The sequence below is a fragment of the Rhizohabitans arisaemae genome, assembly GCF_025996515.1.
GTDB lineage: Bacteria > Actinomycetota > Actinomycetes > Streptosporangiales > Streptosporangiaceae > Rhizohabitans > Rhizohabitans arisaemae.
In genome coordinates this window covers 516272-542098 of record NZ_BLRH01000035.1, presented here as the reverse complement: position 1 = coordinate 542098, position 25827 = coordinate 516272, and the positions used below count along the sequence as shown (strand labels likewise).

General features: G+C 68.7%; 20 protein-coding genes. 11 read left to right on the top strand and 9 right to left on the bottom strand.

Translation table 11 applies throughout. The annotated features are described in order from the left end of the window. The first annotated feature begins 99 nt into the window (after positions 1–99). From RUR_RS24525 to RUR_RS24505, 5 genes are all read left to right on the top strand, one after another. Positions 100–225, top strand: coding sequence for a hypothetical protein (locus RUR_RS24525; protein ID WP_283137526.1), 126 nt, complete (start codon positions 100–102; stop codon positions 223–225). A 98-nt stretch (positions 226–323) separates the two neighbouring features. Beyond that, entirely contained in the window at positions 324–3392 is a 3069-nt protein-coding gene (locus tag RUR_RS24520) for a lantibiotic dehydratase (RefSeq protein WP_283137525.1), read from the top strand. Continuing rightward, the gene (locus RUR_RS24515) at positions 3389–4627 is read left to right on the top strand and encodes a lanthionine synthetase C family protein (RefSeq protein WP_283137524.1); all 1239 of its coding nucleotides are present in this window, start codon (positions 3389–3391) and stop codon (positions 4625–4627) included. Before RUR_RS24520 ends, RUR_RS24515 begins: the two co-directional genes overlap by 4 nt. After that, positions 4609–6729, top strand: coding sequence for a methyltransferase, FxLD system (fxlM, locus tag RUR_RS24510; protein ID WP_283137523.1), 2121 nt, complete (start codon positions 4609–4611; stop codon positions 6727–6729). Before RUR_RS24515 ends, fxlM begins: the two co-directional genes overlap by 19 nt. A 44-nt stretch (positions 6730–6773) precedes the next feature. Beyond that, positions 6774–7889: a hypothetical protein gene (locus tag RUR_RS24505; RefSeq protein WP_283137522.1), complete on the top strand. Its 1116-nt coding sequence runs from the start codon at positions 6774–6776 to the stop codon at positions 7887–7889. 760 nt (positions 7890–8649) lie between these two features. On the opposite strand, the gene RUR_RS24500 is transcribed toward RUR_RS24505, so the two are convergent. The 4 genes from RUR_RS24500 to RUR_RS24485 all read right to left on the bottom strand — a co-directional run bounded on the left by RUR_RS24500 (position 8650) and on the right by RUR_RS24485 (position 11211). Continuing rightward, positions 8650–9174, bottom strand: a complete 525-nt coding sequence (locus tag RUR_RS24500) for a VWA-like domain-containing protein (protein WP_283137521.1) — start codon at positions 9172–9174, stop codon at positions 8650–8652. A 53-nt stretch (positions 9175–9227) separates the two neighbouring features. Beyond that, complete coding sequence (locus RUR_RS24495) at positions 9228–9368, bottom strand: hypothetical protein (protein ID WP_283137520.1); 141 nt, start codon at positions 9366–9368, stop codon at positions 9228–9230. A 98-nt stretch (positions 9369–9466) separates the two neighbouring features. Then, entirely contained in the window at positions 9467–10432 is a 966-nt protein-coding gene (locus RUR_RS24490; protein ID WP_283137519.1) for a hypothetical protein, read from the bottom strand. Positions 10433–10563: 131 nt separating this feature from the next. Continuing rightward, positions 10564–11211 carry a TetR/AcrR family transcriptional regulator gene (locus tag RUR_RS24485; protein WP_283137518.1) on the bottom strand — a complete coding sequence of 216 codons (648 nt, stop codon included), beginning with the start codon at positions 11209–11211 and terminating at the stop codon, positions 10564–10566. 83 nt (positions 11212–11294) lie between these two features. Here RUR_RS24485 and RUR_RS24480 point away from each other — a divergent pair, with 83 nt between their 5' ends. Further along, on the top strand, positions 11295–11924 hold the full coding sequence (locus RUR_RS24480) for a DUF4386 family protein (protein WP_283137517.1): 630 nt from the start codon (positions 11295–11297) through the stop codon (positions 11922–11924). 45 nt (positions 11925–11969) lie between these two features. Beyond that, positions 11970–12344: a hypothetical protein gene (locus RUR_RS24475; RefSeq protein ID WP_283137516.1), complete on the top strand. Its 375-nt coding sequence runs from the start codon at positions 11970–11972 to the stop codon at positions 12342–12344. A 203-nt stretch (positions 12345–12547) separates the two neighbouring features. On the opposite strand, the gene RUR_RS24470 is transcribed toward RUR_RS24475, so the two are convergent. Beyond that, positions 12548–13369 (bottom strand): sugar phosphate isomerase/epimerase family protein, encoded by an 822-nt coding sequence (locus tag RUR_RS24470; RefSeq protein ID WP_283137515.1) that lies wholly within the window; start codon positions 13367–13369, stop codon positions 12548–12550. A 236-nt stretch (positions 13370–13605) separates the two neighbouring features. Continuing rightward, the gene (locus RUR_RS24465; protein WP_283137912.1) at positions 13606–14496 is read right to left on the bottom strand and encodes an NAD(P)-dependent oxidoreductase; all 891 of its coding nucleotides are present in this window, start codon (positions 14494–14496) and stop codon (positions 13606–13608) included. 506 nt (positions 14497–15002) lie between these two features. Here RUR_RS24465 and lanL point away from each other — a divergent pair. The 4 genes from lanL (at position 15003) to RUR_RS24445 (ending at position 21985) form a co-directional block, all read left to right on the top strand. Further along, on the top strand, positions 15003–17774 hold the full coding sequence (gene lanL / locus RUR_RS24460; RefSeq protein ID WP_283137514.1) for a class IV lanthionine synthetase LanL: 2772 nt from the start codon (positions 15003–15005) through the stop codon (positions 17772–17774). A gap of 3 nt (positions 17775–17777) precedes the next feature. Further along, a complete protein-coding gene (locus tag RUR_RS24455) occupies positions 17778–18038 on the top strand; it encodes a hypothetical protein (protein ID WP_283137513.1) in 261 nt (86 codons plus the stop codon). A 498-nt stretch (positions 18039–18536) separates the two neighbouring features. Then, complete coding sequence (locus RUR_RS24450; protein WP_283137512.1) at positions 18537–20237, top strand: ABC transporter ATP-binding protein; 1701 nt, start codon at positions 18537–18539, stop codon at positions 20235–20237. After that, a complete protein-coding gene (locus tag RUR_RS24445) occupies positions 20234–21985 on the top strand; it encodes an ATP-binding cassette domain-containing protein (protein ID WP_283137511.1) in 1752 nt (583 codons plus the stop codon). Before RUR_RS24450 ends, RUR_RS24445 begins: the two co-directional genes overlap by 4 nt. Positions 21986–21997: 12 nt before the next feature. On the opposite strand, the gene RUR_RS24440 is transcribed toward RUR_RS24445, so the two are convergent. The 3 genes from RUR_RS24440 to RUR_RS36850 form a co-directional block, all read right to left on the bottom strand. Beyond that, positions 21998–24982 (bottom strand): AfsR/SARP family transcriptional regulator, encoded by a 2985-nt coding sequence (locus RUR_RS24440; protein WP_283137510.1) that lies wholly within the window; start codon positions 24980–24982, stop codon positions 21998–22000. 423 nt (positions 24983–25405) lie between these two features. After that, the gene (locus tag RUR_RS36855) at positions 25406–25516 is read right to left on the bottom strand and encodes a class III lanthipeptide (RefSeq protein ID WP_428847027.1); all 111 of its coding nucleotides are present in this window, start codon (positions 25514–25516) and stop codon (positions 25406–25408) included. A 152-nt stretch (positions 25517–25668) separates the two neighbouring features. Then, positions 25669–25779, bottom strand: a complete 111-nt coding sequence (locus RUR_RS36850; protein ID WP_428847026.1) for a class III lanthipeptide — start codon at positions 25777–25779, stop codon at positions 25669–25671. Positions 25780–25827: the final 48 nt, after the last annotated feature.

The window sequence follows — 25827 nt, the reverse complement described above, 5'->3', positions numbered from 1 at the left end:
GCAGGCGGATGCTGTACGGGTAACCCGAGACGGAGTGAACAGCACGTCAGCTACCCCTGACCCAGGCACAACGCGTTCCGCTACGACAGGAGAAAGCCCATGGCTTCGACGGCAGACACCTCGACGTTCGACCTCGACGTCACCATCCAGCAGGGAGACGGCGCTCCGCCGGCCAGCGGTGACACCGACAACGGCTGCGACACCCAGGCTCAGGGCGACTGCTAGCCCACCTGCCAACCTGTTGGGTCCTCCCCTGCCCCGGAGGAGGACCCAACCTCCACCAACTCTGCTTGTTCCCAATCTGGCGATCTTCCGGAGGATTCGTGGCCGCCGACAGGCCGTCGCTGTTCCGGCACGTGGACGCGACGCTCATCCGCATCAGCGCAGTCGACGCTCCCCGCTTCGACGTGTGGCCGAACCTCCACGGCGACGCCGTGGTGGGCGAAGGTTGTGCGTGGTTGGCCAGCGTATGGGCGCATCCCGAGTTCGCCGACGCGGTGGCTGTGGCCAGCCCTGGCCTTGCGGCCGGGGTGGAGGCTGTGTGCTCGGGGTATCGCCCTGGTCCAGCGCAGGTGCGACGAATGGTGATGGCGTTAGCCCGCTACATGGTGCGGGTGCGCGGGCGATCCACACCGTTCGGTCTATTCGCCGGGGTGGCGCCTGTCCGACTCGGGTCTGACGCGACGGTGACATGGGGTGGCGTCCACCGGGCCAAGGTCCGAGCCGACATGGTGTGGCTAGCCGCGGTGATCGCCCAGCTGGAGGCCGACCCACTGGTGCGACGGCGGTTACGGGTCGTCGCAAACAACCTGCTACAGGTGCGCGGTGACCGGCTGGAAGTGATGTGGCAACCGCCCGCGTCCGACCCCAGCTGGGGCAGGATCGAGCACGTGTCGGTCGGGTTTAGCCCGGCTGTCCAGGCGTCGCTCAAGCTCGCCTGCAGCTCGGTCGGCGTCGGCGCCCTCGTCGGCTGGCTAGCCGCCGAGCACGACTCCCCGCAGGCGGCAGCCGACGGCATGGTGGCCGAGCTGATCAGGCTCGGCGTCCTGGTGAGCAACCTGAGGCCCCCGTCCACGTGCACTGACGGCCTCACCCACGTCTTGGCCGAGGTAGATACCTTCGCCGATGTCGGAGAAGTAGCCGAGAGGTTGCTGGCCGAGCTGCGGGTCATCCGTGCGCTGCTGGGCGGGCGACCCCGCACCGGCCACGTAGATGCTCCCGCCCGAAAAGTGGTCGCGTCGCGAATGCGGGCGTTGACCGGCACAGCCGCCGAGACGCAGCCGCTGACGGTGAACCTGCTGCTCGACTGCGCGGTGACGCTGCCCGAACAGGTGGCGGCGGAGGCCTCTGTCGCGGCCGGAACCTTAGCCCGGCTGAGCCGGCATCCGGCCGGTCACCCCGCCTGGCGCGCCTACCACATGGAATTCGTGAACCGGTACGGCGTCGGCGCGGTGGTCCCGCTTCGCCAGCTTGTCGACCCGGTGGCGGGCATCGGTTTCCCAGCCCACCATTCGGGCGGCTCGGAGGAGCGGGCGCCGCTGTCGGAGCGGGACGAGCAGCTGTTCGCGCTCGCGCAGCAGGCCGCGCTCAACGGCACGATCGAGGTCGTTCTCGACGAGGAGTTGATCGGGCGGTTGAGTGGCGGCCAACTGCCCGCTGTCGTCACGGATGCGGAGGTGTGCGCCGAGGTACGCGCGAGCAGTCTCCCCTACCTACAGGAGGGGACGTTCACGCTGGCAATCACGGGGGTGGGCCGTAGCGGCACCGCGTGCGCGGGCCGGTTCCTGGATCTGATCTCGGCGATTGAGCGGCGCCGGATGGCAGCCGTGCACCGGCAATTGCCCGTCTCGGTCGGCGGCGCGGGGCGGGCCCAGGTGTCATGTGTGCCCTGGCATCGGCGGTTGGAGAACGTGACCCACACCGTTCGGCTGGCCCCGCATGTGATCGCGCTGGCTGAGCACCACGACGGCAATGACGTGATCGGGGTCGACGATTTGGCCGTCACTGTCGACGCTGACCGGTTTCATGTGGTGCATGTGGCCGAGCGGCGGCTGGTGGAACCGACTCTGTCCAACGCCGCGTCTCTGAAAGGCGTCCCGCCACTGGCCAGGCTGTTGTTTGAGCTTCCGCGCGCGCTTTCGGCTGAGGTGACGCCGTTCTCATGGGGTGCGGCCGCCGACTTGCCGTTCCTACCTCGGTTGCGGTGCGGACGCACCATCCTGGCGGCGGCTCGGTGGCAGGTGGGCGCCGATGCGCTGCCGGGGCCGAAGGTTTCCACGATGGAGTGGGAGCGGGCATTCAAGGAGGTGCGCGCCCGGCTGCGACTGCCAGAGAACGTGTATGTCGGGGAGCGTGATCGGCGACTCCGGTTGAGCCTTGAGGAGCCGATGGACCTGGCGCTGCTACGGGCCTACATCGACAAGAACCCTTCGGCCACCACCGTGACAGAAGCGCCGGACGCCGCCGATCACGGTTGGATCGGGGGCCGCGCTCACGAGATCGTCATCCCTGTGGCCTCCGCCCGCCCGGCTGCTGACCCGCCCACCGTACTGGCCTCCAGGGCGCCACTCCCCATGATCAGGCCAGACGATGATGTCCTACCAGGCGGGCGGGTGGTGTCAGCCAAGGTTTATGCCAGCCCCGCGATGCACGACGTGATCCTGACCAAGCACTTGCCCGGCCTCGTGCACCTCGCGGGTGACCTCGTGGAGCATTGGTGGTTCATCCGCTTCCGCGACCCGCGCTCACATCTGCGACTGCGCCTGCATCTCGCCGACCCTGCCGCATGGGGATCGGTGGCTAGTTTGGTCGGGCGGTGGGCGGCCGAGCTGCGGACACACGGGCTGGCCGCCGACCTCGTCCTCGATACCTACCAGCCCGAGACCGCCCGCTACGGCGCCGAAGCCGCGCTGAAGGCCGCCGAGGAGCTGTTCGCCGCCGACTCAGCCGTTGCCACCGCCCAGCTTCGTCTGCTGGCCCGCGTCCGGACGGTGGACGCGCGGGCACTCACCGCGGCTTCGATGGTTGCCCTGGTGACCGCGATGGCCGACTCGGCGCAGGAGGGCATGCGGTGGCTGCTGGAACGACCTCATGCCAGCGGCGACGCACTCGATCGGGCACTGCTGCGGCAGGCCGTCGCTCTGGCCGACCAGGACCATCCCCATCGACGGGGTGAGCTGGCCGATGTCTGGAAGAGGCGCATGTTTTCGGCCGCCGCGTACGCCACCGTCCTGGACGGCACCCATCTGACGCCTAGCGAGGTGCTGACGCCACTGCTGCACCTGCACCACGTGCGCGCCATCGGCCTCCAGCCGGGTTCGGAACGAACATGCCGCCGCTTAGCGCGCGCTGTCGCGCTGGCCCATGCCCACCGGAAGGGGTCCCAAGGATGAGCACCGTCCGTCACGATGACCTCGCGGGCCGGGCGAGCGCGACGGCGGACCGCATCGCCGAAATGCTCGCCGTACCCAGCCCTATCGAGGACGACAGCCTGCGCTGGCGCACACAATCCCTGAGCAGAGGGGCCGCGGGAGTCTCGCTGCTGCACGCGGCCCGCGCCCACGCCGGAACCGGTAACTGGGATCGGGTGCACGCGTGGCTGAAGGCCGCGACGTTCGCCCCGTTGGAGGCCGGACCCGGCGCCGGTCTGTGGTTCGGCGCACCCGCGGTCGCGTTCGCGCTCGCGACCGTAGCCCCACACGTCCAGTACGAGCGGGCGCTGCAGCTACTGGACAAGGTTGTGGCCGAGACGGTGGCTGCCCGACTGGAGGCCGCGGAGGCGCGGATCGAGGCCCGGCGGCGGCCTGCCCGTACTGAATACGATCTCGTGAGCGGGCTGACCGGGCTGGGCGCGCACCTACTGCGCCGCGACCCCGACGGCGACCAGCTCCGGCAGCTTCTCAACTACCTGGTTCAGCTCACCTTCCCCGTGGAAGCCGACGACATGGCGGGGACGGAGGTGCCCGGCTGGTGGACGCACGACATCCCCGGCGGTCGCTCACCGGCCGACTTCCCCCACGGCCACGCCGACCTCGGAATGGCGCACGGCATCGCAGGCCCACTGGCCCTGATGGCGTTGGCTGCGCGTGATGGCGTCATCGTGGACGGGCAGGCCGAGGCGATGGACCGCATCTGCTGTTGGCTGGAAGCCTGGCAGCAGGCCGGCATGTCCGGCTCGTGGTGGCCCGAGCGCATCGTCCTCGCCGCCCACCGCGACGGCTCCGTCCTTTCCGGGCCAACCCGTCCGTCCTGGTGCTACGGCACACCGGGCATCGCCCGCGCAATGCAACTGGCCGCGCACGCCCTCAACGCCCGCGAGTGGCTACTACTCGCCGACCGCGCGATCCTCAACAGCCTGTCCGACCCTCGCCAGCTGGTCCGCATCATCGATCCCGGCCTGTGCCACGGCTGGGCCGGACTCGCCGCCACCGTCCGGGTGGCCGCAACAGATGCCTCCACCAGTGCAATCGCCGACCACCTGACCGGTCTGCTCACCGCCTTGATCAACACGGCTGAACACTGTGCCGCGGACGGTCTCATCGACGGCCGGGCCGGTGCCGCCCTGATTCTGCACTCCATGACCGCAACCACGATCCCCGGATGGGAAACATGCCTGCTGATCAACTAGCCCCGGACGACGCCCACGAAGCGGAGCACATGGACCCGCCCACCCGATGGCGGCAGGTGAGCCTGTCGTGCGGTAGCGCCGACACCGCCGAACGCGTGGCCATCGCGATGACCGACCGGCTCATCGCCGCCGAGGTCGCGGGCCTGATCTCCGCTTGGTGGTTCCTACGCAAGGGTGAAGCCGGAGAGATTCTGCGTGTGCGCATATTACCCGCTCAAGGGAAGGATAAGCAGGCAGGAACACTCCTGGAGGAGGTGGCCACCAGCCCGCAGGTGCGCCATCGGGCCGTGCAGGTGTACGAGCCGGAAACCCGTGCGTTCGGCGGCGACGAGGCCATGAACGTCGTGCACGAACTGTTCCACGCCGACAGCTTCCACCTCCTGAAGCACTTCAGCCACGCGGCTGAAGGCGGCCAGCCGTACCTACGACGTGAGCTCGGGCTGATCCTCGCCGCACAGCTGCTGCGCGGTGCCCGCCAAGGCTGGTACGAGCAGGGTGACGTGTGGGCGAGGGTCGCCGGGCACCGTCTGAGCACCCCTGCCGCCAGACCGCCGGCGCCCGGGTCCCTGGCCGCCAACCAGGTGCAGGCTCTGATCACCGCCTCCAGTCCGGCAGCGCACAGTCCCCTCGCGGCCGCACCGAACTGGAGCCGCGCCTTCACAGACACCGGCACCGCGCTGGCCCACCTGTTCGAGCAGGGCCTGCTGACTCGCGGCCTTCGCGCGGTCCTCGCGCACATCATCCTGTTCGCCTGGAACCGCGCCGGAATCCCGCCTGGAGAACAGGGCCTGCTCTCCGCGACGGCTGCACGTGTGGTGTTTGCCTCGATACCGGACATTGACTTGGGTCTGACCAGCGCTCCTGATGAGGTGGTGGTCGCTACCCTGAACGCGGTGACCACCGACCCCGAACCTCAGAGCCCCAGCCCGGAGCAGTTGCGCGCCGCACTCGTCGACTCCATTGACCGGCGTGGAACGTTCACCTCTCCACGGATCAAGGCGGCTTTCGCCGCCGTTCCCCGGCATCTGTTCCTGCCCGGCGTGGACCTACGGGAGGCATACCTACCGCAGGTCGTCCGCACCAAGCACACCGCTGATGGCACCACAATCTCCTCCGCCTCCCACCCGAACCTGGTCGCCGCGATGCTCGGCCAGCTCGACCCGCAGCCCGGCCACCACGTGCTGGAGATCGGCGCCGGAACGGGCATCAACGCCGCCCTCCTCGATCTGCTTGTCGGCGAGAACGGCTCGGTGGTCACGGTCGACATCGACGACGACATCGTCGCCCAGGCCCGCTCCGGCCTGGCCGCCGCCGGACACGAACGAGTACGGGCACTCGTCGGGGACGGTGCCGACGGCTACCCTGACGGCGCGCCGTACGACAGGATCATCGTGACCGCAGGGGCGTGGAGCATCCCCGGTCCGTGGTGGGAACAACTCGGGCCCGGTGGCCGGTTGGTGGTCCCGATGGAGCTGCACGACAGCGGTCTGACCCGAAGCATCGCCCTCGACCTGGTCGCACCTGGCCGCCTGACCTCGTCCGGGAAGGCACTGGTGTGCGGATTCGTAGACATGCGCGGCTCCACCGCTCACGAGCGCCCGCCCGTCCGACTGGCTGACGACGTCGTCTTCCGGGGCGGCTCGGCCGTCGATGACGGCCTCAAGGACGCGCTCACGCACTCCGCGGTGCGGAAATGGACCGGCATCCGCGTCACCGACGAGCAGCCCGCCGAACACCTGGACCTGTGGCTGGCTACCAGCGGAGCGCCGTTTGGCCGGATGGCCACCGGAAAGGCCGCACGTGAGCGAGGGCTCGCCGACCCAGCGCGCAGGTGGGCGGGCGCAGCGCTGTATGAAAACGGGACGCTCGCCTATGTGGCCGCACGCCCCGCAGGCGAGGACGGTTACGAACTCGGCGTGACCGCACACGGCCCCGGCGCCGGCAAGCTCGCGGCTCAGCTCGTTGAGCTGCTGCACCAATGGGACCACACGCGACCCGAGCAACCGGTCATCACCGCCTACCCCGTCAGCGCCTCGGCCGGGGAGCCGACGGTTGGATACGTCATCAACCGGCCGGACACTCGGTTCGTCATCACGTGGTAGCCCCTACCTAGGCCCTTCGGGCTGGGCTGATGAGAGAAGGCACCGTGACGTCCACGACCCGAGCGTACTTCCACAATCTGGACGAACTCACCCTCCGTTTCCCGCTGGTGCCGGGCGGCAAGCCACGGTGCCTGGACCTCGAGGCCCGCATCGTACAGGTGCAGACGCGAGCGAAAGACGCGGCCGCGGGTGGGAAAGACGCACTGGATCGCGGGGCGGGAGCGCTCAACCTCGCCGCTCTGCTCCTGAGCGACGGCGGTCACCCCGACCTCGCCCGGCAGCTGTGTCGGCAGCAGGCGCTGTTGTTCCGGGAGGGTAGGCCGTTCACGGTGGACGTAGCGAAGCTGTCGCTGCAGCCGCTCATCAATCTCGGACGTCTGCACGCCCGCGAGGGTGACGCCGATGCCGCCTACCGGACGTTCGAGGGGCTGTTGAATGCGGTCCGGGACCTGGGCGACGTGAGGATCGGTGCGACAACGACACACCTTCACAACTTGGTCGTCGGCGCCGGTCACGCCGAACTTGTGAAGTGGGTGTGGCGAGTACTGCTCCACGATGGCACCCGCGCTCTCACCCGTGCGGGCCGATGGAAGGAAGCACTGGAACATCTCACCCGACATCACGGAATCGGCGAACGACTGCTGGAAGGGCGTCAGGTGGCGGTGCTCGCCCAAGCGACAGCTGAGGCGGGGTTTGAGATGTTGGCCCGCAGTGTCCCGACTGAAAGCTGGGAGAGGCCTATGGCGGCCTGCCTATATGCGCTGCTATTGGCACGGGCAGGCCGGGCGTCGGCGTCTGCCACCGCCACGATGATCAAGGCGTTCCTGGAGTACCGGCCGCCGCGTCAACAGGTTGTCTTCTACGTCCGGCTCGGACTGACTGTCCTGGGCCTTTGCACCGATGCGGCCCAGGCGTCGCCAGTGGCCAAGCAGATCATCGCTGAGGCGATTACGTCCAGGGACGCGTACGCCGCGCGCGAGCTGCTACCGCAGGCCCTGCCGGTGATTGACGGGGAAGAGCCCATCGTGGTGCTCACTGCGCTTGTCCAGGGTGCCGGACTCGGTGAAAGAATACCTGTTGGGGTAGTGGAGTCCGTGATGGACGCTGCACTGATGGCCGAAGCGGCACTGCGGGACATCCTCTCCATAGGCATGTGGTGAATCCGAGCGGTGAGCCGTCAGGGTCCGTCGCCCTCGGTCAATGCCCGTAGCACCTGGGCCTGCTCGACGTCGGTGCCCTCTGCGCGCATCCGGGCCGCCTCGGCGGCGGTGAAACCCGCCGCGCCAAACGGCCACCTCGTCGATCGGTATCCCGGCCCGCCAGAATCCGGTCATCAGGGAGATGGCGTCCTCCCCCGAGTCGAGTATGCGCCCGGCCTCGCGGGGGGACAGGCCGAGCGCTTGGAACACGCGTGCCTGTCCTGGCTCGACGCCGCGTCCGGCCCAGGGAACCGCTTCGGCGCCGGGCCAGCCCGCCTCGACGTACGCGCGCGCCTTGGCCGCCGGTATGCCGGCTCGCAGCAGCTCGCGCATGCTGCGGGAACGCTCCTCATCGGCGAAGGCGGCGCCGGTGCTCTTTTTGCGGTGCAGCAGCCGCCACAGCCGGCCGCGCGGGTGGGGGCGTTCTCCAGCGAGGTGCCGGTCGGCCGCCTCCTCCGGTGGGTAGCCGAACTCGCGCCACCGCACCGCGTCCCGCGGTGTCATCCCGGCCCGCAGCCAGAGGTCCACGGTGTACGGGGTGGCTCCGACGGTGCGCCACGGCCGGACGTCGGACGCGGTGTAGACGCCGGACTTGCGCCAGCGTTCCGCGTCGCCGATCGAGAAGCCGTCGTCGATCCACTGCCGTGCCTCGGCGACGGTGAAGCCGCGCTCCCGCCACTCGTACAGCGGCTAGGGTTCGGCTCGTCGGCGTACCGCGTCGTCATGATTCTCCTCTCGCCGGCACCCGCCTGGACAAATCCGCCGGGATACGCACAATAGTGGCCCAGTCGGGCGCGTGCCCGCCGTCGCCGATCAGGCACACGATCACGTGTGCAGGGGGACGCCGCTCCGGCCACGGGGTCTCGCCGTCGGTCAGCACGATGACCAGGTCCGGCCGGGGCCGCAGGGCCATGGCCGCGGCGATGCCGGCCCGCATGTCGGTGCCGCCGCCACCGACCAGTTCGATGTCGCTTGCCCGGCGTACCGTCTGGACCGGGTGCGGGCCAACGTCGCAGCAGAACGCCCGCAGCCGACGGCCGGGTCCGGCCACCCCGTCGATGATCCCGGTGACCTCGGTGAGCAGCCGGTTCAGCACCTCGCCGGTGACGCTGCCGGAGGTGTCGATCACCAGCAGCGTGTCCGGGACCGCGCGCACCATCGACGGTGGCACGATGTCGGTGTACGCGCCGGCCCGTCGTGACGGGCGGCGGTAGCTGAAGTCGACCTGCCCGGCCACCGTGTTCACCCCGCGCCGGATGAGTGCGCCGAGGGACGTGTGCGCTCCTGCGCCCTGCGGCGCTAGCCCGACGGCACCTCGCTGCGCGCACTGATCCGGTCCTGGATACCGGCTGCGATCGAGCGTTCGAGCAGTTCCCGGTCCAGCTCGGTGAACCCCTCGCCGGACCCGCTGTCCTCGTACGTGTGCTCCCGCCCGTCCACCGCGCCGCCGCAGTCGATCGCCTCGGCCGGTGTCGATCGGAACAGCGCAACCGGTATCCGCGAGATCCTGGCTTCCCGCAGACCAGAAAGGATCGGGATCAGTAGCCGAAGCGGTCGAGGCGGTGCCGGGCGATTTCGATCTCCTGAGTGGTGAACAGGTCCGCGAAGCGCGGCTGGATCACCAAGGCCTCGACGGTCAGGTCCAGGCGGCCACGTTCCCAGAGGATGGCGAAGCCGTCGGAGACGGCGGGTGCGTAAAGGAGTTTGCGTGCGGTGACGAGTGCTCCGAGCTCGGCCAGCATGCCGAGGAAGTACGTGGTGTGGTAGTTCGCCTCACTCCTGGCCCGTTCGTAGAGCTCACGCATCGCTTTCTCGAACTCCAGGGCGACCGGGCCACCATCGGGTGACGGCTCCTCGGGCGGAGCTTCCTCCTCGCCGGACGCCGCCTGATTCAGCCGTACGGCGTAGCCGAGCAACGCGTCGACCGAGGTGAAGACCAGATAGCCGAGCTCTTCCAGACGCGGCAGGTTTGCGGTGGACGGGTCGAGCTCCAGTACAACCGGCTGACCTTGGCCGGTTTGCAGGCCGTCCGGCCAGAAGGCCTCGGCGACGGCCAGCGCCGCGCCGTTGGCCGGGTCCGCGATCTCGCTGTCGAGGGCGGGCTCGGCGAACCCCCGGCGGCCCAGTTCAGCGACGAGGAAGGTGATCTGTGCGGCGCGGACGTCGTCCTTCTTCTCTGTGACGACCACGAGCGGACGAAGCTCTGCCGCACCGATGGCCCGCACGCCGTCGCGGAGCTCGGTGAGGAAGGACTGCGACGCCTGGGCCAGCAGTTCGCGCCGAGCCGCGAGGAAGTCCAGATAACGTTCGGGGTGCCGCAGGTCGGGATCACATTCACTCTCAAAAGACCCTCTCAGACCGGGGGAGGGCGAGCAGTGCTCCGCCCGGTCGGTGGAAATGGACTGGCCGGTCTCGCGGACGGCGTCGCGAAGGCGGTCGCGGGTGAGCGGCGTACCAGCGGCGTCGTGCTCGGCGAGGATCCGCCAACCGAGCGGCATGGCCAACCACCGAGTCCATCGCAGAGCGATCCTCGGAGGCCTTATCAACGAGTACCGGGTCGCCAGCTGACGTCGTCGCGAACCGGCAGGTCAAGCATCGAATCCAATTGTTGAGCCCCACAGGACGCCAAGACGAATCAGTGCTGACATCCAGACTGCTGAGAACCGCTCAGACCAGCCAGTACGCGGTGCAACCCCCACCGGAACTGCCCGGTTGAGTTGTAGGCGGCGATGGCGTCGATCTCTCCGTACGTACGAGGAAACTGCTCCGGGTCAATGACGAAAACGGCGCGTCGGGCGGCGATTCTGTCCGGTTCCGGGGGCGGGGGAGTGCCGAAAGCTTCGAGGTCGGCGGCTTCCAGGGCGATGGAGCCCAGCACGTAGACCATCACCGTGTAGGTGGCGCGGGCGTCGGGGAGCACGCCCAGGAGGGATTCGCCGACGTGCAGGGCCACCGGGCCGTTGAAGGCGGCGCCGAGGATGGCGGGGACGGCGGCGGGATGGGCCAGCAGAACCTCGCGCAGGGCCAGGGAGTAGTTCTCGATGCGCTGGTGGGGGGACTGGGACGGGTCGTCGAGCAGGGACAGGTCGGCTTCGGCGAGGAGCCGGTCGGCCAGGGCTGCAACGATTGCGGAGCGGTCGGGGAAATAGGTGTAGAGCGCGCCGGGGGTCAGGCCGACCCGGGTGGCCAGGGCGCGCATGGTCAGTGAGCCCTCGTCGATCAACTCCAGAGCCGCGTCCAGGACGGCGTCCGGCTGGACGGAGCGTCGTGGTCCTCGTGTCACGGGATGACCTTAGCCTCTTCTCAAATAACTCTGAACGGCGTTTAATTTAAACATCGTTCAGAGTTATGGAGTAGGAGTCTGCCATGAGATCGATCCTCGTCGCGGGTGTCATCGCGGCCAACCTGGCCTTCATCGGCCTGGGCATCGTCTTCGGATACCCGGACGTGCTCGCCGAGCCGCCGACCGAGATCCTCGCCAGGTTCGCCGCCGACCAGTCGACCGTCACCGCCCTGTTCCTGCTGCTCGCGCTGGGCGCCGGATCGCTCATCCCGGTCGCGGTCCTGCTCGGCCGCCGTCTCCAGGACAGCTCGGCCGCCGCGCTCTCGGTGCACGTCGGCGTGCTGGCCGGGCTCGTCCAGGTGATCGGCCTGCTCCGTTGGCCGTTCGCGGTGCCCGCGCTGGCCCACGCCGCCGACCGGGTCACCGCCGAAACGATCTTCACCGTGCTCCACAGCTACCTGGGCAGCGGCCTCGGTGAAACCCTCGGCTACCTGCTCACCGGTGCCTGGACGATCCTGGTCTTACGCGCCCTGCCGGCCCCGCGCTGGTTCATCGCCCTCGGCGCCGTCTCCGCCGTCGCCATCCTCTCCGGCCTGCTCATCCCCCTCGACGTGCCCGGCACCGACCTGGCCAACTTCCTCGGCTACCTGGCCTGGAGCGTGTGGATGATCTGCCTGGCCGTACGGGCCGGAAAGCTCCAAGTGGTGGTGTAAGGATTGGCCGGGCTCCGGACATTCCTTGGATATGAGGGCGCATCAATGGTGGACCGGAAGGTGGAGGCGCGCTTCACTACGCTCTACCGCGAGAACTACAGACGGCGTCCGGGGCGGCCCGGCACACGTCGGCCGGTCAAGACATTGATTGTGCGGATGGCGCGGGAGAACCCGGCGTGGATCAAGCCGGCGCCCCGCCGCGCCGGGCCGACTTGGCGGCAGTTCCTGGCCGCTCAGGCTCAAGCGATCATCGCGTGTGACTTCCTCGTGGTGGAGACGGTACTGCTCAAGCGGCTGTATGTGCTGGTGTTCATCGAGCACGGGACCCGGGGACTACACAGCAACACCAGTTCGGCCAATGCCTGCCGATGCGAAAGGTCGGCCCACGGAAATCCCCGCAGCGGCACCAGCTCGTCGTGATCGACTGCCATGCTCCCGACATTAGGGGGAGGAGGTCCGGCGAACGCAAGTCAATTGTCGGCTCCGGACCGAACACGACCATGTCGGCTTCGCCCGCCCCCTTGAGCGGCTGAGATCCACGATCCCGATCGGTACGACGCGCTTCGCCGTCGTCGCGTCCGGCCTTCGAGGGTGACCGGAAGCGATGAAACCCGGCTGTGCTCTTACCGTCCCTGGGCGCGGCTGAGGAAGTCGCGGCAGGGCGGGATCGGATCGGTGTCGGCGGCGAGGTACTCCAGGGAGATCGCACCGCTGTACCCGTCCAGGGCGTCGAGGACCTCCTGAACGGGCACCACGCCTGTCCCAAACGGTGTGGGATGGTGCGTCCCGACTGCGGCGACGTCCTTCAGCTGGACATGGAACAGCCGATCTCCCAGTTCCCCGACGGCCTTCACCCCGTCGTAGCCGTGGGTGGCCCACCACCCGGTGTCGAGGTTGACGCCGACCAGCTCGGCGTCTCCTCCCACCTCGGCCAGCAGGACCTCCGGGGTCGGGTGCTCGGGATGGTTCTCGATGGCCAGGCGCAGCCCGTACCTGTCCAGAAGGCCGAGCGCGGCGGCCCGCTCCTCGCGGAAGAAGGCCCCGCCTCCACCGGTGAGCAGCGGTGTGCCGAGGGCCGCTGCGATCCGGCAGGTCCGTTCCGCGTACTCCCGTGATGCCCCGATGTACCCGGAGAATCCGACAACCCGCAGCCCAAGCCCATCGACGACCTCGCGTGCCACGCCGATCTGCCGGTCGGTCGCCCAGAGCGGATTCAGGTGTCCCGACCAGAACTCGATGGTTTCAAACCCCGCCGCCCGGACCGGGCCAAGCAGCGCGCCGAGCCTTTCCCGGTACGTCTCCTCCGGAGAGAACGCCTCCCTGACGGCTGCCGCACACGTGTCCCACCCGCCGAGGAACGGATGAACAGGATCGTCCACCCGCCACCCGGGAAGGGAGTATCCGAGTTCCCGCCCAATGAAGTTCGCTGTGACAAACGCATACATAGCGCTCATTCTTTCTCCGCGAGTGTCCGGCTCAAGAAGGCAAGGAGCACTCGTTGTCGTGCGGGATTGCCCCCTTCGGCCGGGTACGGGCTGTGCAGAGCCTGCGCGACGGGTACAGAACCGCAACATGCCACTGAACGGATGTGCAACGGCGAGATCGGGCTGCGAACGGCCCCGGCCGACTCGGCGATCGCGACCTGAGCCGCGTGGACGGAACCGGCTCGGCCCCTACGCCCTCACTTCGCGACTGCGGTGACGGTCATTCCGGAGGACTCGGCCTGTACCGCGAAAAGCGAGAGGAAGTCGTCGTCGCGGTGCCCGCGACCGATCGCCGCTTGAATGAGCTGAAGCACGATCGCCGCGAGCGGCATCGTCACCTCTTCCTCGCGCGCGGCGGCAAGACCGAGATCGAAGTCCTTGCGCAGAAGTTCCGTGGTGAACGTGGGGGTCCAGTCCAGCGCCAGGAGATCCGGCGTCCGCTTGCGTACCCAGTCTGTGGCGAGAACGGTGCTGTTCAGGAACTCTAGGAACGAAGCCCGCGAGACACCGGCCTTCTCCGCGAGCGTCGTCACTTCCGACAGGGATTGCACGAGCAGGCCGAGGTACAGGTTGTGGCAGATCTTCACCAGCCTCGCCTGTTCTCCCTCACCCGTCCAGATCACGCTCTTTCCGATCGATCCGAGAAGCGGGCGCACACGCTCATAGGTGTCGTACGGCCCGGAGGCCACGAGCACCGCCTCCCCCTCGGCGACGACATGCGGATTACCGCTGACCGGACACGCGAGGAACCGGACTCCGCGCTCGGCGGCGGCCTGGCGGATCGATGCCGAGGTCGCCACGTCTACCGTCGAGCAGTCGACGATGACCTGTGGGAGGACGTCCGCCGCGAGCAGCCCGGCAGGCCCCGCGACGACCTCCTCGACGTCGGCGGGCCCGGAGACCATGACGAACACGATGTTCGAGCCTGCGACCCCGGCCACAGAGTCCGCGACCTGCGCTCCGGCGGCGGCCAGCGGCGCGGCCTTGGCCGCCGTACGGTTCCAGACGGTCACGTCCTCGCCGGCGTCGACCAGGCGTCGGGCCATCGCCGCCCCCATCCGCCCGAGACCGATCCACCCAACCGACATGACCATGCTCTCTTCCTCGACGAAGCGTCGCTTATGGCCGCCGACCCGTCATCCGGAGCACGTGCTCACGCTTGGCGCCGGTGGCGTGGCCGGTGTCACCCGTACCGGCGGTGGCGAAAGTATGGATACGGCATGCCCGCTTGCCACCGGTCCGACACCGCCCAACCGGGTGGTCATCCTTCACGCAAGCCACCCGTCGGTGCCACCGGGGTAGGGCGGTGCACGCGGGGTGGCCGATTGCGTAGATGGGGAGTCCGCCGTCCTGATCCTCTACAGCAGGAAGGTGTGGACCGATGCGGGATACCCCGTCCCAGTTTGCCGAGAAGCGGATGTCCGCAGCGTCAGCGGCGGTGGGCCGCCATCTGCGTGACAACACGACGGCAACAGCCTTTGGTTATCAATGGGTCCGCTCATGAACGAGTGCACGTCCTCTTCTTCAGGATGTGGCCGGATCACAGAGTCCAACCCCGCACTTGGACTCGTGCCGAGATGACGACGGGGGACGTATGAGCACTAAGGGGACCCAGCGCGCACAAGGCCCGGCAGCGGTGGACGACTCGCGGCTGCTGCAGGACATCGCTCTGGCGGTGCTGGCGCGGGAGAGCGCCGGGGGCTGGAGGTTCGAGCCGGGGAAGTTCTGGTGCTCTCTCACGCCACCCGATGGGCGGATCCTCGATCAGGGGTGGAAGCTGCACGTGTCGGCCACGCAACTGTCCGCGCCGGTCGTGCTGGCGCGTGTCGCGACGGTCCTGATCGGGGCCGGCTGCGCGTTCAAGTTCGCCCGCGATCCGGATCGGCTGGCCGATCTGCTGTCCGTCAACTGCGATCGCGGCAGCGGCGGGAAGTTCATCACCGCGTACCCCGGGGACGACGAGCGGTTTCGCCACCTCGCCATGGAACTGGACATCGCGACCGACGGCCTGCCAGGCCCGGTGATCCTGTCCGACCGGCGGCTGCGTCCCGGCAGCCTGGTGTACTACCGTTTCGGCGTCCTCGGCGCCGAGCCGGTGTTCACCAACGACGGGAGTTTCGAGTCGAGGTTGACCGGCCCGGACGGGAAGACGTACAAAGACCGGCGCCTGGCCTGGTACAGCCCGCCGACGTGGGCCGAGCCTCCGCTGCCCGAGCCGGAGCCCACGGCCGCGAACACGGACGCCAAGCCGGTGCTGATCGCTGATCGGTTCGTGGTGGCGAGGGCGATCCGGCACTCCTACCGTGGCGGGGTCTACCGGGGAACGGATCAGCGAACCGGGGACGAGGTCATCCTGAAGCAGGCACGACCCCATGTGATGAGCATGCCGACCGGCCTGGACGCGCAGGACACGCTGCGGCACGAGGCGAACGTCCTCGATCTGCTGAGCCCGCTGGGGCTGGCGCCGCGCAAGGTGGCGCTGGTGACCCAGCAGGACAACCTGTTCCTGGTGCAGGAGCTCGTCCCAGGCGTCACCCTGCGAAACCGGGTGGCGGAGTGGTGCACGGAGTCGCGGGGCCGGGGGGTGCCGCCGATCGAAGCCCTGGACATAGCCCGCCGACTCGTGGAAATCGTGGCCGCGGTCCACGAGCAGGGCCTGGTGCTGCGTGATCTCAATCCGAACAACCTCATGGTCACACCGGACAGCCGGCTGCGTCTGATCGATCTGGAGCTCGCGGTTCCTCCCGGCTCCCTCGTCTACCGGGCTTTCACCCCCGCCTACGGAGCGCCGGAGCAGATATCGGGGGACAGGCTCGGCAGGGCTCCTTCACAGCGGGTGGATCTGTACAGCCTCGGCGCGACGCTCATCCACCTGGCTTCCGGTGTGGATCCGCTACTGCCCAAGGATGTGCCTGCCGTCCGTTCCGGCGAGGAACGACTGGCCGAGTTCGTCGGGCTCCTCGGCGTGGACATGCCGACGCTGCGGCAGCTGTCGCCGCTGGTGCTGGGCCTGACCAAGGATGATCCCGAGCAACGGTGGACCCTGGCCCAGGCGCGGGAGTTCCTGGCCACCCTGACGCCGGTCGACCCCGGCGGCGAAACGGGCGACGGGCGTCTGCCGACGACTCAGGTGGACCGGCTGATCGGCGACGGACTGCGCCACATCCTCGCCGCCATGGACCCGAAGAGCCCCCGGCTGTGGACGGTCGGCGAGTCCGGCGAATCGACCGACCCGTGCAATGTGCAGCACGGCGCGAGCGGGGTGTTGGGAGTGCTCACCCACAGCGCCCGGCTGCTCGGCGGGCACCGGCTGCATGAGGGGACCTCGACCGCGGCCCGGTGGATTCAGCGTCGCCGGTACGACGTTCCCCGCCTCCTTCCAGGGCTGTACTTCGGCCGGTCGGGAACGGCCTGGGCGTTGTACGACGCCGCCGGCCTGCTGGGCGACGACGAGATGGCCGCACAGGCGATCGAACTGGCCAAGCGGGTACCGGTGGTCTGGCCCAACCACGACATATGCCACGGCGCGGCCGGCGCCGGGATGACTCAGCTGCACCTGTGGCTGGCGACCGGCGATTCGGAGTTGCGGGACCGGATCGTGACAGCCGCCGACTGCGTGCTCAAAGCGGCCCACGAGCGGGAGGACGGCTTGACGGTATGGCCGATCCCGGAGGATTTCGACTCGGAGTTGGCCGGGCTGGTCCACTACGGCTTCGCACACGGCGTGGCCGGGGCCGGCACGTTCCTGCTGTACTCCTGGCTCGCCACCGGCCGTACCGAGTATCTGGACGCGACACAGCGTGCGGCACGGACGTTGACGGCCGTGGCCGACGTCGAGGGCGACGCGGCCTGGTGGCCCGGCGGGGAGATGGAGAACGCCTCCCGCGACCGGATGCGGCACTGGTGCAGCGGCTCCTCAGGCGTCGGCACGTTCCTGATTCGCCTGTGGGTCGCGACCGGGGAACAACACCACCGGGACCTCGCCGAAAAAGCCGGCGCCGCGATCCGCCAGGGGATGTGGACTTCGGGCACCGGCTCCTGCCACGGGCTGTCCGGCGACGCCGACTTCCTGCTCGACCTGGCCGATTTCACCGGTGAGCGGCGCTACCACGACTGGGCCGCCGAACTGGCCACGGCGATGTACGCCCGCAACACCCTCCGCGACGAACTCATGGTCCTGCCCGACGAGTCCGGCACCGAGGTCCACCCGGCCTACAACACCGGCCTCGGCGGCGCCTTGGCCTTCCTGCTGCGGCTGCGCTACGGCGGCCCCCGAATGTGGATGCCCGACGAACTCCTCACCTGCCCACACCCGGACACCCGGCAGCGGCGCATCCAGTCGGCCCACCCGGCCGGGGAGGTGTGACCTATGACCTCATCGCCGACCACGGTGGCCCCACCGGTGACCGACGACCTGGGCTCACGCGATCTCGCCCGGCTCTGCGACCGGATCATCGCCCGCCTGCTCATCATGCACAGCGGCGGTGACGAAGTGATCCCGGTCAACCTCCGCGAATGCCTGCCCCGTGCCGGTCGGCACGAACCACAGGACTTCGTCTATCTGGAACCACGCACCGGAGGCCACGGTGAGCAGGGTCCCGAACCGACCCGTCGCCTTCTCCGTCCTTAGGAGCCATACGGCCGAGCCGGAAGGCCCCCCCCTTGCTGCCCGGACAACTCATGCTTCCTTGGTTTCCTCCCGGTTCGACGTGCGCGAAAACCCATCGGGCACCCAGCGGGAGGACACCCGGGAATGAAAGTCGCCCACTATTCAGAAAGGAGGTGAAAACAAATGTCAATCGATATCCACGCGCTGGAAATGCTACCGATCTCAGAGGTCGAAGGCCTCAAGCCGTGTAAGCCCGTCACCTGCAATCTCACCTGCTACTTGATCACCTGCACCAGCTACACGTACCCCACCACGTGACGACATAGCCGGTTCGCCCCGTACGAAGGTACGCGGTTGACCAAACAGCCTGGTGATCCGGGAAGTCACAACCAAAGCAGCGGAGTGGGTATTCGTACCCACTCCGCCTCACATACTTACGGGGGCTGAGTGGACCGGCCGCGCAACGGGTTGTATGACGATGACGGAATCACGGCTCAGGAAGTGAACTCACCTGCGCGCATGCTGCTGTTCTCCGTGCGGCGGGCGCCGGTCTGGACCACCGTGCTGGTGGCGTCGTCCGCGGCCGATGTGGTGATCGCGCTTTCGCTGCCCGCGTCGATCGCGCGAACCGTGGACACCGCCGTCGCCGGTGCGCACGCCGAGGCGGCGCTCGCCTGGCTGGGAGCCCTTTTCGCCGCGGGCCTGGTCATCGACATGCTGAGCGTGTGGGCGGGTTCGGCGAGCGGCATCGTCGTCGAGTTGTCGCTGCGCCGGGCCCTGACCCAGCGGGTTCTCCGGGCGGGGATCGCGGGGCGGCGCCGGTTCGCGGCGGGCGATGTGAGCAGCCGGATGGTGACGGGGGCCTCCGAGGCTTCCGGACTTGTGTCGGTCGTCCTGTCCATGGTCCACGCGCTGGTCCTCTCCGTCGGCGGGCTGGTCGGGCTCGTGTTCATCGACTGGACGCTCGCGGCCGTTTTCGTGGTGTTCATGCCGGTGGCAGTCCCGCTGTTCCGGCGGTTCACCGCCGAGGCGACACAGTCGATCACGCACTACCAGGAACTCCAGGGGACGCTCGCGGCCCGGCTGGTGGAGGCGGTCTCCGGGGCACGGTCCATCCGCGCCGGCGGGACTCTGGATCGCGAGGTCGAACGGGTTCTGACGCCGTTGGCCGACCTCACCGCGACAGGCCGGGCGATCTGGAACATCCAGCGCCGCGCGGTGTGGAAGGTGGCCCTGCTCAGCCCGGTTACCCAGATCGCGGTCCTCGCCACGGCGGGGATGGGTGTGGCCGCCGGACGGATCACCCCTGGATCCTGGATCGCGGTGGCCGGTTATGTCGGCGTCGCACTGGGTTTGCTCGGCGTGGTGGACAAGCTGATGGGCTTCGTACACATCCGGGCCGGAACAGCCCGGCTGGCCGAGGTGCTGGCCCTGCCGCCCGGCCCCGGAGGGAAACGGCCGCTGCCGGAGGGCCCGGGCGCGATCGTGTTCCGCTCGGTGACCGTGCACCCTGACGGCGAGGTGCTGCTCGACGGGATCGATCTCGCGATTCCCGCCGGCATCGCGGTCGCCGTCGTCGGGCGGTCCGGAGCGGGGAAATCCACGCTCGCCGCACTTGCCGGAGGCCTGCTCGCTCCCGACCGCGGCGAGGTGCTGCTCGACGGCGCATCGATGACGGAGGTACGGCCCGACCAGCTACGGCGCGCGGTCTCCTACGCCTTCGAGCGGCCGGCCCTGCTCGGCGAAACCATCCACGGCACGATCGCGTACGGCTCTCGGGACATGACTCGGGAGCAGGTGGAACACGCCGCCCGGCAGGTGTCCGCACACGACTTCGTCAAACGGCTCCCCGAAGGCTACGACACCCCCCTGGCTCGGGCGCCGCTGTCCGGAGGAGAGGCGCAGCGGCTCGGTCTGGCCCGTGCCGTCACCCGTGAACGCCGTGTGCTGATCCTCGACGACGCCACCTCCAGCCTCGACACCGCGACCGAGGCCCAGGTGACCGCGTCCCTGACCCGCCTGCTCGCCGACCGTACGCGCATCGTCGTCGCGCATCGCGCCGGCACAGCCGCCCGAGCCGATCTGGTCGTGTGGCTGGAGAACGGACGAGTACGGGCCACGGGGCCGCATGACCTGCTGTGGCGAGAACCGGCCTACCGCGCCATGTTCGCGACCGACGGCGCGGACCTGGCCGGTGAGGGCGCGAGGGAGTCGGCATGACCAAGTACGACCGTACGGTGAGCCGGGCCGGGTGGCGGCTGCTGACCCGGGAGCTGGCCCGGCGGCGGCGACCGTTGATGTTCCTCGGCGCGTGGTCGGTCGTCGAGTCCCTGCCCGCGCTGATATCCGGATTCGCCGTGGCGGCGGCGTTGGACCAGGGCTTCCTCTCCGGACGGCCACTGGTTGGGCTGGCCTGGTTGGGGGTGCTCGGCCTGGCGGCGGTGGTCCAGGGAACGGCGACCCGAAACGCCTTTCCCTGGCTGGCCGCGATCGTGGAACCGGTGCGCGACGCGATGGTCCGGATCGTCGTGTCGGCGGCTCTTCGACGTGCCGTCGAGGGGAACGAGCGCCAGGACGGCGCCGTGGTGGCGCGGCTGAGCGGGCAGACCGAGGCGGTCCGGAACCTGGTCGCCGCGCTTCTGCGCACCCTGCGACCCGCGATCGCGTCGCTGGTTCTGGCGCTGGCCGGACTGGCCGCCCTGGCCCCGGTCGTCGCGCTGATCACGATTCCGCTGGTTTCGTTGTGCCTGGTGCTGTTCGCCTGGCTGACACGGGCACTCGCCGTTCGCCAACGTGAGATGGTCCTGGCCGAGGAGACGATGGCAAGCGTGGCCACGGACACCTTCGAGGGCCTGCGCGACGTGGTGGCGGCCGGCGCGGTCGACAGCGCGGGCGCAGTCGTCGATCAGGCGGCCACGGCGCAAGCGCGAGCGGGCCTCGCCCTGGCCCGAACCTTGTCGATCCGAACGGTGATCGTGGCCTTGGGGGACACGATGCCGGTGCTCCTGGTCCTGGCGTCGGCGCCATGGCTGCTGCGGTCCGGCCGGATGACCCCCGGTGAACTCGTGGGCGCGACCACCTATCTGGTCGGCACGCTGAGCCCGGCCCTTCACTCGCTGACCGGGACCGTCGCGTCGTGGGCCCGGCAGTTGGGCGTGCTCCTGCACCGGATCGCCGAGACGAGCACGGTCCCGCCGACCCCCGAGCACGTCGGGCGTGGCACACCCGAGTCCGGCGACATCCATGTCACCGGGCTGACCTTCGCCTACGGCCCGCACGCGGCACCGGTCATCGACAACCTCGATCTGCGCGTTCCCGACGGGGAGCACCTGGCGGTCGTGGGGCCGAGCGGTATCGGCAAGTCCACGCTGGCCGCGCTCCTCACCGGTCTGGCCGTCCCCCAGGCCGGCACCGTGCGGCTCGGCGGAACCCCTCTCGCCGAGATCGACGCCTCGCATCTTCGCGGCATAATGGCGCTGCTCCCGCAGGAGGCGTACGTGTTCACCGGGAGCCTGCGGGAGAACATCGCCTACCTGCGCCCGAGCGCGTCGACGGTTGAACTCGACCTGGCCGTCGACGCGCTCGGCATCCGCCCCCTGGTGGACCGCCTCGGCGGGTACGGCGCTCCGCTGGGCGTCGGCGGAGCGACCCTCTCCGCCGGAGAGCGCCAGCTCATCGCCCTCGCCCGGGTCTACGTCTCCACAGCCAGAGTCGTCGTGCTCGACGAGGCCACGTGCCTCCTCGACCCGGTCGCCGAGGCCCGCGCCGAGGAGGCCTTCGCCGCCGGCGGCCGTACCCTCATCGTGATCGCGCACCGCGTCAGCTCCGCCCGCCGAGCCCGCCGGATCCTGCTTCTGGACGGGACGACCGCGATGTCCGGGACGCACGGGGAGCTGGTCGCCACCGCTCCCCGGTACGCCGACCTGGTGGGCGACTGGAGCGTGCCGACTCACTCCGATCACGCGTGACACGCCGGTGGTTCAGCGAGTGCCCGAAGCCACCGGACTGAGCAGACCTGTGATCCGTTGCCACAGTCGTTCGATGTCGAGACCGACGCCGTAGGAGACGGCGACCTGGTAAGCCGAGGCGGTGACCATGCCCCTGATGAGGGCCCGGGTCTCCTCGTACGCGGCACGCTCACAGGACGGTACGGGTGTCCCGATCTCCTGCCGGATGTGCTCGGCCGCACCGAGCAGTTCGGCCGCGAACTCACCCTCGCCGAAGACGGCGACCGCGCGCGCGAGCGCGCCGAGGACGACGGCCGCACGCCACCGGTCACCCAGCTCATGGTGCAGCCGCAGGCTGGTGGCGAGGCGTCCTAGAGCGGCGTCCTGCCGACCCAGCCGCAGGTCCACGAGGGCGAGCAGGTTCTCCGCCCAGGCTATGCCTTCGTCGAAGTCCATCTCCAGGAACGCCGACAGCGCCAGGCCCAGGTGGTAGGAAGCCGCGCCGAGGTCTCCCGTGTAGAAGGCCACCGCGCCGAGGTCAAGGCGGCACCAGGCCAACCGCTCGCTATCACCCAACCGGTCGAACAGCCGGGCCGCCTTGCTGGACAGGAGCGCGGCTCCGGCAAAGTCGCCGCGGAGCCAGGAGGCGAAGCCGAGAGACCGCAACGCGTGACCGGCGGCCCACTCGTCCCCACCCCGCTCGGCCACGGCCAACGACCGTCGGCCAAGCTCGATCGCCCGGCCGTCGTCGCCCAGTTCGCGGGAGATCTCACCAAGGAGTGCCAGGGAGCGTGCCGCGCCGTCGTCATCGTGCTCGGCCTCGTACGTCTCCAAGGCCGACGCCGCGAGCGCTTCGGCCTCCTGATAGTCACACTCCAGTACGGCGAGCCTCGACGCCGACCAGTACGCCTTCGCCAGAACCCGCCTCGACATGCCGGTGGCCGACGCCGCGAGCGCCGTCCTGAGCCAGTCGCGCCCTTCCGCGTACCGGCCGCGCAGGTGGTGGTACCGCCACAACGCCGCGGCCAGGCGGAGCGCGGACTCGGGGTCGTCGCCGATCAGCCAGTTCACCGCCTCCCGCATGTCGTCATGGTGCTCGGCGAGCTCCTTCACGAGGTCACCCAGTTCCGGTCCCTGAAGTCGCCGCTCGGTCTCCTCCGCACAGCGCAGGTAGTGCGTGGCATGGGCGCGGCGTGCCTGAGTATGCTCCCCGGGACGGGCCGTGAGCTGCTCAAGTGCATAGCGCCGGATGGTCCGAAGCAGCCGGTAGCGCATCCCGGACAGAGTGAAGAGGGGCTTGAGGAGCGACTTGTCCACCAGCCGGCCCACTGTTTCGAGGACCGACGGGTCCGGATGTACGGCGGCCACCGCCTCCAGCGTGAACGCGCCTCCGAAAACGCTGAACCGTCGCAAGGCGCTGCGTTCCTCGGCGCCGAGCAGGTTGTAGCTCCATTCGACGGTCGCGCGCAGTGCCCGGTGCTGCGGACGTGATCCGCGTGGCCCGTTCGTGAGAACCGAGTACGGGTCCCTCATCCGATATGCGATCTCCGGCAGGGTCAGCAACCTCGCCCTGGTCGCGGCCAGTTCGATGGCGAGGGGTGATCCATCGCACTTCGCGCAGATGGCGGCGACGGCGCGCGCGTCCACGGGAGACAGCGCCGCGACGTCCCCGATCTCCGCGCGTTCGCAGAACAGCGTGACCGCGTCGTAGCCGACAAGGTCTGCGGCGGTGCGTACCAAGTCCGGATCCGGAAGGCCGAGCCCCGATACGGCGCGGACCACCTCCCCCGGCAGGCGCAGAGCTTCCTGGCTCGTCCCGAGGATCTTCAAATGGGAGCAGCGCGTCAGCAGGACCTGCGCGATATCCGCACACTCACCCACGAGACGCTCACAGTTGTCGAGAACCATGAGCACACGTGCCTGCGAGACACGCCGAGCGAGTTGATCAAGACTACGAGCACCTGGCTCTCGCCGGATGCCCAGCGCGGACGCGATCGCGTCCCCGACGGCGTCCTTGTCGCCTGTAGCGGCCAGGTCGACGAACACGACCTCGGCGAAGTCGGCCGCCACCGCCCGTGCGACCGCGACCGCCAGCCTGGTCTTCCCACTTCCCCCGAATCCGGTCAGGGTCACCAGCCGGGCGGTGTTCAGTACGGCTGCTGTCTCTGCGATGTCCGTTTTCCGCCCGATGAGGGTGCTCATCTCCTGCGGCAGGGTGGCCGGTTCGGGGGCCGACGGACCCGTCCTGGTGGGCGCCGCCAGGCGAAGCAGCGACCGCGGTTCGGTGGCCCCTTCAAGAACGCAGGCCTCGACGTGCCGCAGCCCCTCCCCCGGTTCGATGCCAAGCTCGTCGACGATCGTGCGGCGGGCCCGCTGATACGTCATGAGCGCGTCACCGGACCGGCCGGTCACCTGCAACGCGACGATCAGCAGTTCCCAAAGCCGCTCGCGGAGCGGATACTCGGCGACCAAGCGCTCGACCTTCCCGACCACCGTGTCATACACGCCCGCGGCCAAGCTCGCCGCGAACAGGCCCTCAAACGCCTGGAGCCTTAGCTCCTCCAGGTAGCCGGCCTCGGCGGCGGCCCACCCGTACACTCGGCAACCTGACAGGGCCTCCCCTCGCCACAGCCTCAGGCCCGCGTCGAAGCTCCGTGCCGATTCGGCGAACCGCCCTTCCGCTGAGGACTTCTGGCCGATCGTGACCAGGTCCTCAAACCTGTCTCGATCGACATGCACCGCATCCGCGTTCAGTATGTAGCCGGGGTCCCGCCTCTGGATCACCCGTCTTCCTTCGTGTTCCCCCAGAACGGAACCAAGTTTGGCGATGTGGGCGTGGAGCGTGCGGACGGCCGTGGGCGGGGCCTCCTCGCCCCACAGCCCGTCCGCCAGGTGCTCGGCCGTGACGACGCCGCCCGCTCTGAGCGCCAGCAGTGTCAGCAGACTCCTGCGCCGTGGCGGCAATGTGACAAGGTGTCCCGCGCGTCGCGCGTCCACCGGCCCGAGCAGGTTGATCACCCATGGTTGGGGCTCCGTTCCCAAACCGTGTGGCATTCCCAGTGACTCACTGAAAACCAGGGATGGTCGCTCCTTCGTCTCGGATCCGACACTTCCCGGAAACCGGCTCATCCGGTTCCGCAGCCTTCGTGATGTGATGCCTGTCGGCCCAGCCACGAATCTCCCCCTTATCGCGTGCCGATAGCGCCTACGGCTCCATGAAGCATTCGGCACCACCATGTGATCCGGCGGGTGACACCGCCCCGCGATCTGTCGCGACGCGAACTCGACGGGGTATGAAACGGAATACCGACACAGAGCCGATCTTGCGGGTTGGCTGATAATCAATGCAAATGACGCACAGAATATGAGAGAGGAAATGATACGGTCGGCATCCGAAAAACCGGACACCGACCGCACATCATTCACCTGAATCCGCAGGCATCAACTGCAGTTGAAGAAGCTCGCTGTGCTGATCTCACCGATAGTGGGATACGCAGCGGCATCCACACCCTGCTCGACACCAAGCTCCTGAAGAGCAAGAACATCAGACATCATCTTCACCCCCTCCCCATCGATAGCGCATTCCCGGCCAGCGGATCACAGGCCGGAACCCGAAACGAGCGAAATAGGATCCAACAAATGGTACGGCCGACATCCGAAAAACCAGACACCGGCCGCACATCATTCACCTATATCAGCAGAAATCAGCTGCAGCTAAACCAGCTGAACGTGCTGATCTCACCGATAGTGGGATACGCAGCGGCATCCACACCCTGCTCGACACCAAGCTCCTGAAGAGCAAGAACATCAGACATCATCTTCACCCCCTCCCCATCGATAGCGCATTCCCGGCCAGCGGATCA

Excerpts from the sequence above, each read along its gene's own strand:
- RUR_RS24445 (WP_283137511.1), top strand. The coding sequence starts at position 20,234 with ATGACCAAGTACGACCGTACGGTGAGCCGGGCCGGGTGGCGGCTGCTG.
- RUR_RS24465 (WP_283137912.1), bottom strand. The coding sequence starts at position 14,496 with ATGTCGGTTGGGTGGATCGGTCTCGGGCGGATGGGGGCGGCGATGGCC.
- RUR_RS24470 (WP_283137515.1), bottom strand. The coding sequence starts at position 13,369 with ATGTATGCGTTTGTCACAGCGAACTTCATTGGGCGGGAACTCGGATAC.
- RUR_RS24475 (WP_283137516.1), top strand. The coding sequence starts at position 11,970 with ATGGTGGACCGGAAGGTGGAGGCGCGCTTCACTACGCTCTACCGCGAG.
- RUR_RS24480 (WP_283137517.1), top strand. The coding sequence starts at position 11,295 with ATGAGATCGATCCTCGTCGCGGGTGTCATCGCGGCCAACCTGGCCTTC.
- RUR_RS36850 (WP_428847026.1), bottom strand. The coding sequence starts at position 25,779 with ATGTCTGATGTTCTTGCTCTTCAGGAGCTTGGTGTCGAGCAGGGTGTG.
- RUR_RS24525 (WP_283137526.1), top strand. The coding sequence starts at position 100 with ATGGCTTCGACGGCAGACACCTCGACGTTCGACCTCGACGTCACCATC.
- RUR_RS24455 (WP_283137513.1), top strand. The coding sequence starts at position 17,778 with ATGACCTCATCGCCGACCACGGTGGCCCCACCGGTGACCGACGACCTG.
- RUR_RS24515 (WP_283137524.1), top strand. The coding sequence starts at position 3,389 with ATGAGCACCGTCCGTCACGATGACCTCGCGGGCCGGGCGAGCGCGACG.
- RUR_RS24450 (WP_283137512.1), top strand. The coding sequence starts at position 18,537 with ATGCTGCTGTTCTCCGTGCGGCGGGCGCCGGTCTGGACCACCGTGCTG.
- lanL (WP_283137514.1), top strand. The coding sequence starts at position 15,003 with ATGAGCACTAAGGGGACCCAGCGCGCACAAGGCCCGGCAGCGGTGGAC.
- RUR_RS36855 (WP_428847027.1), bottom strand. The coding sequence starts at position 25,516 with ATGTCTGATGTTCTTGCTCTTCAGGAGCTTGGTGTCGAGCAGGGTGTG.
- fxlM (WP_283137523.1), top strand. The coding sequence starts at position 4,609 with ATGCCTGCTGATCAACTAGCCCCGGACGACGCCCACGAAGCGGAGCAC.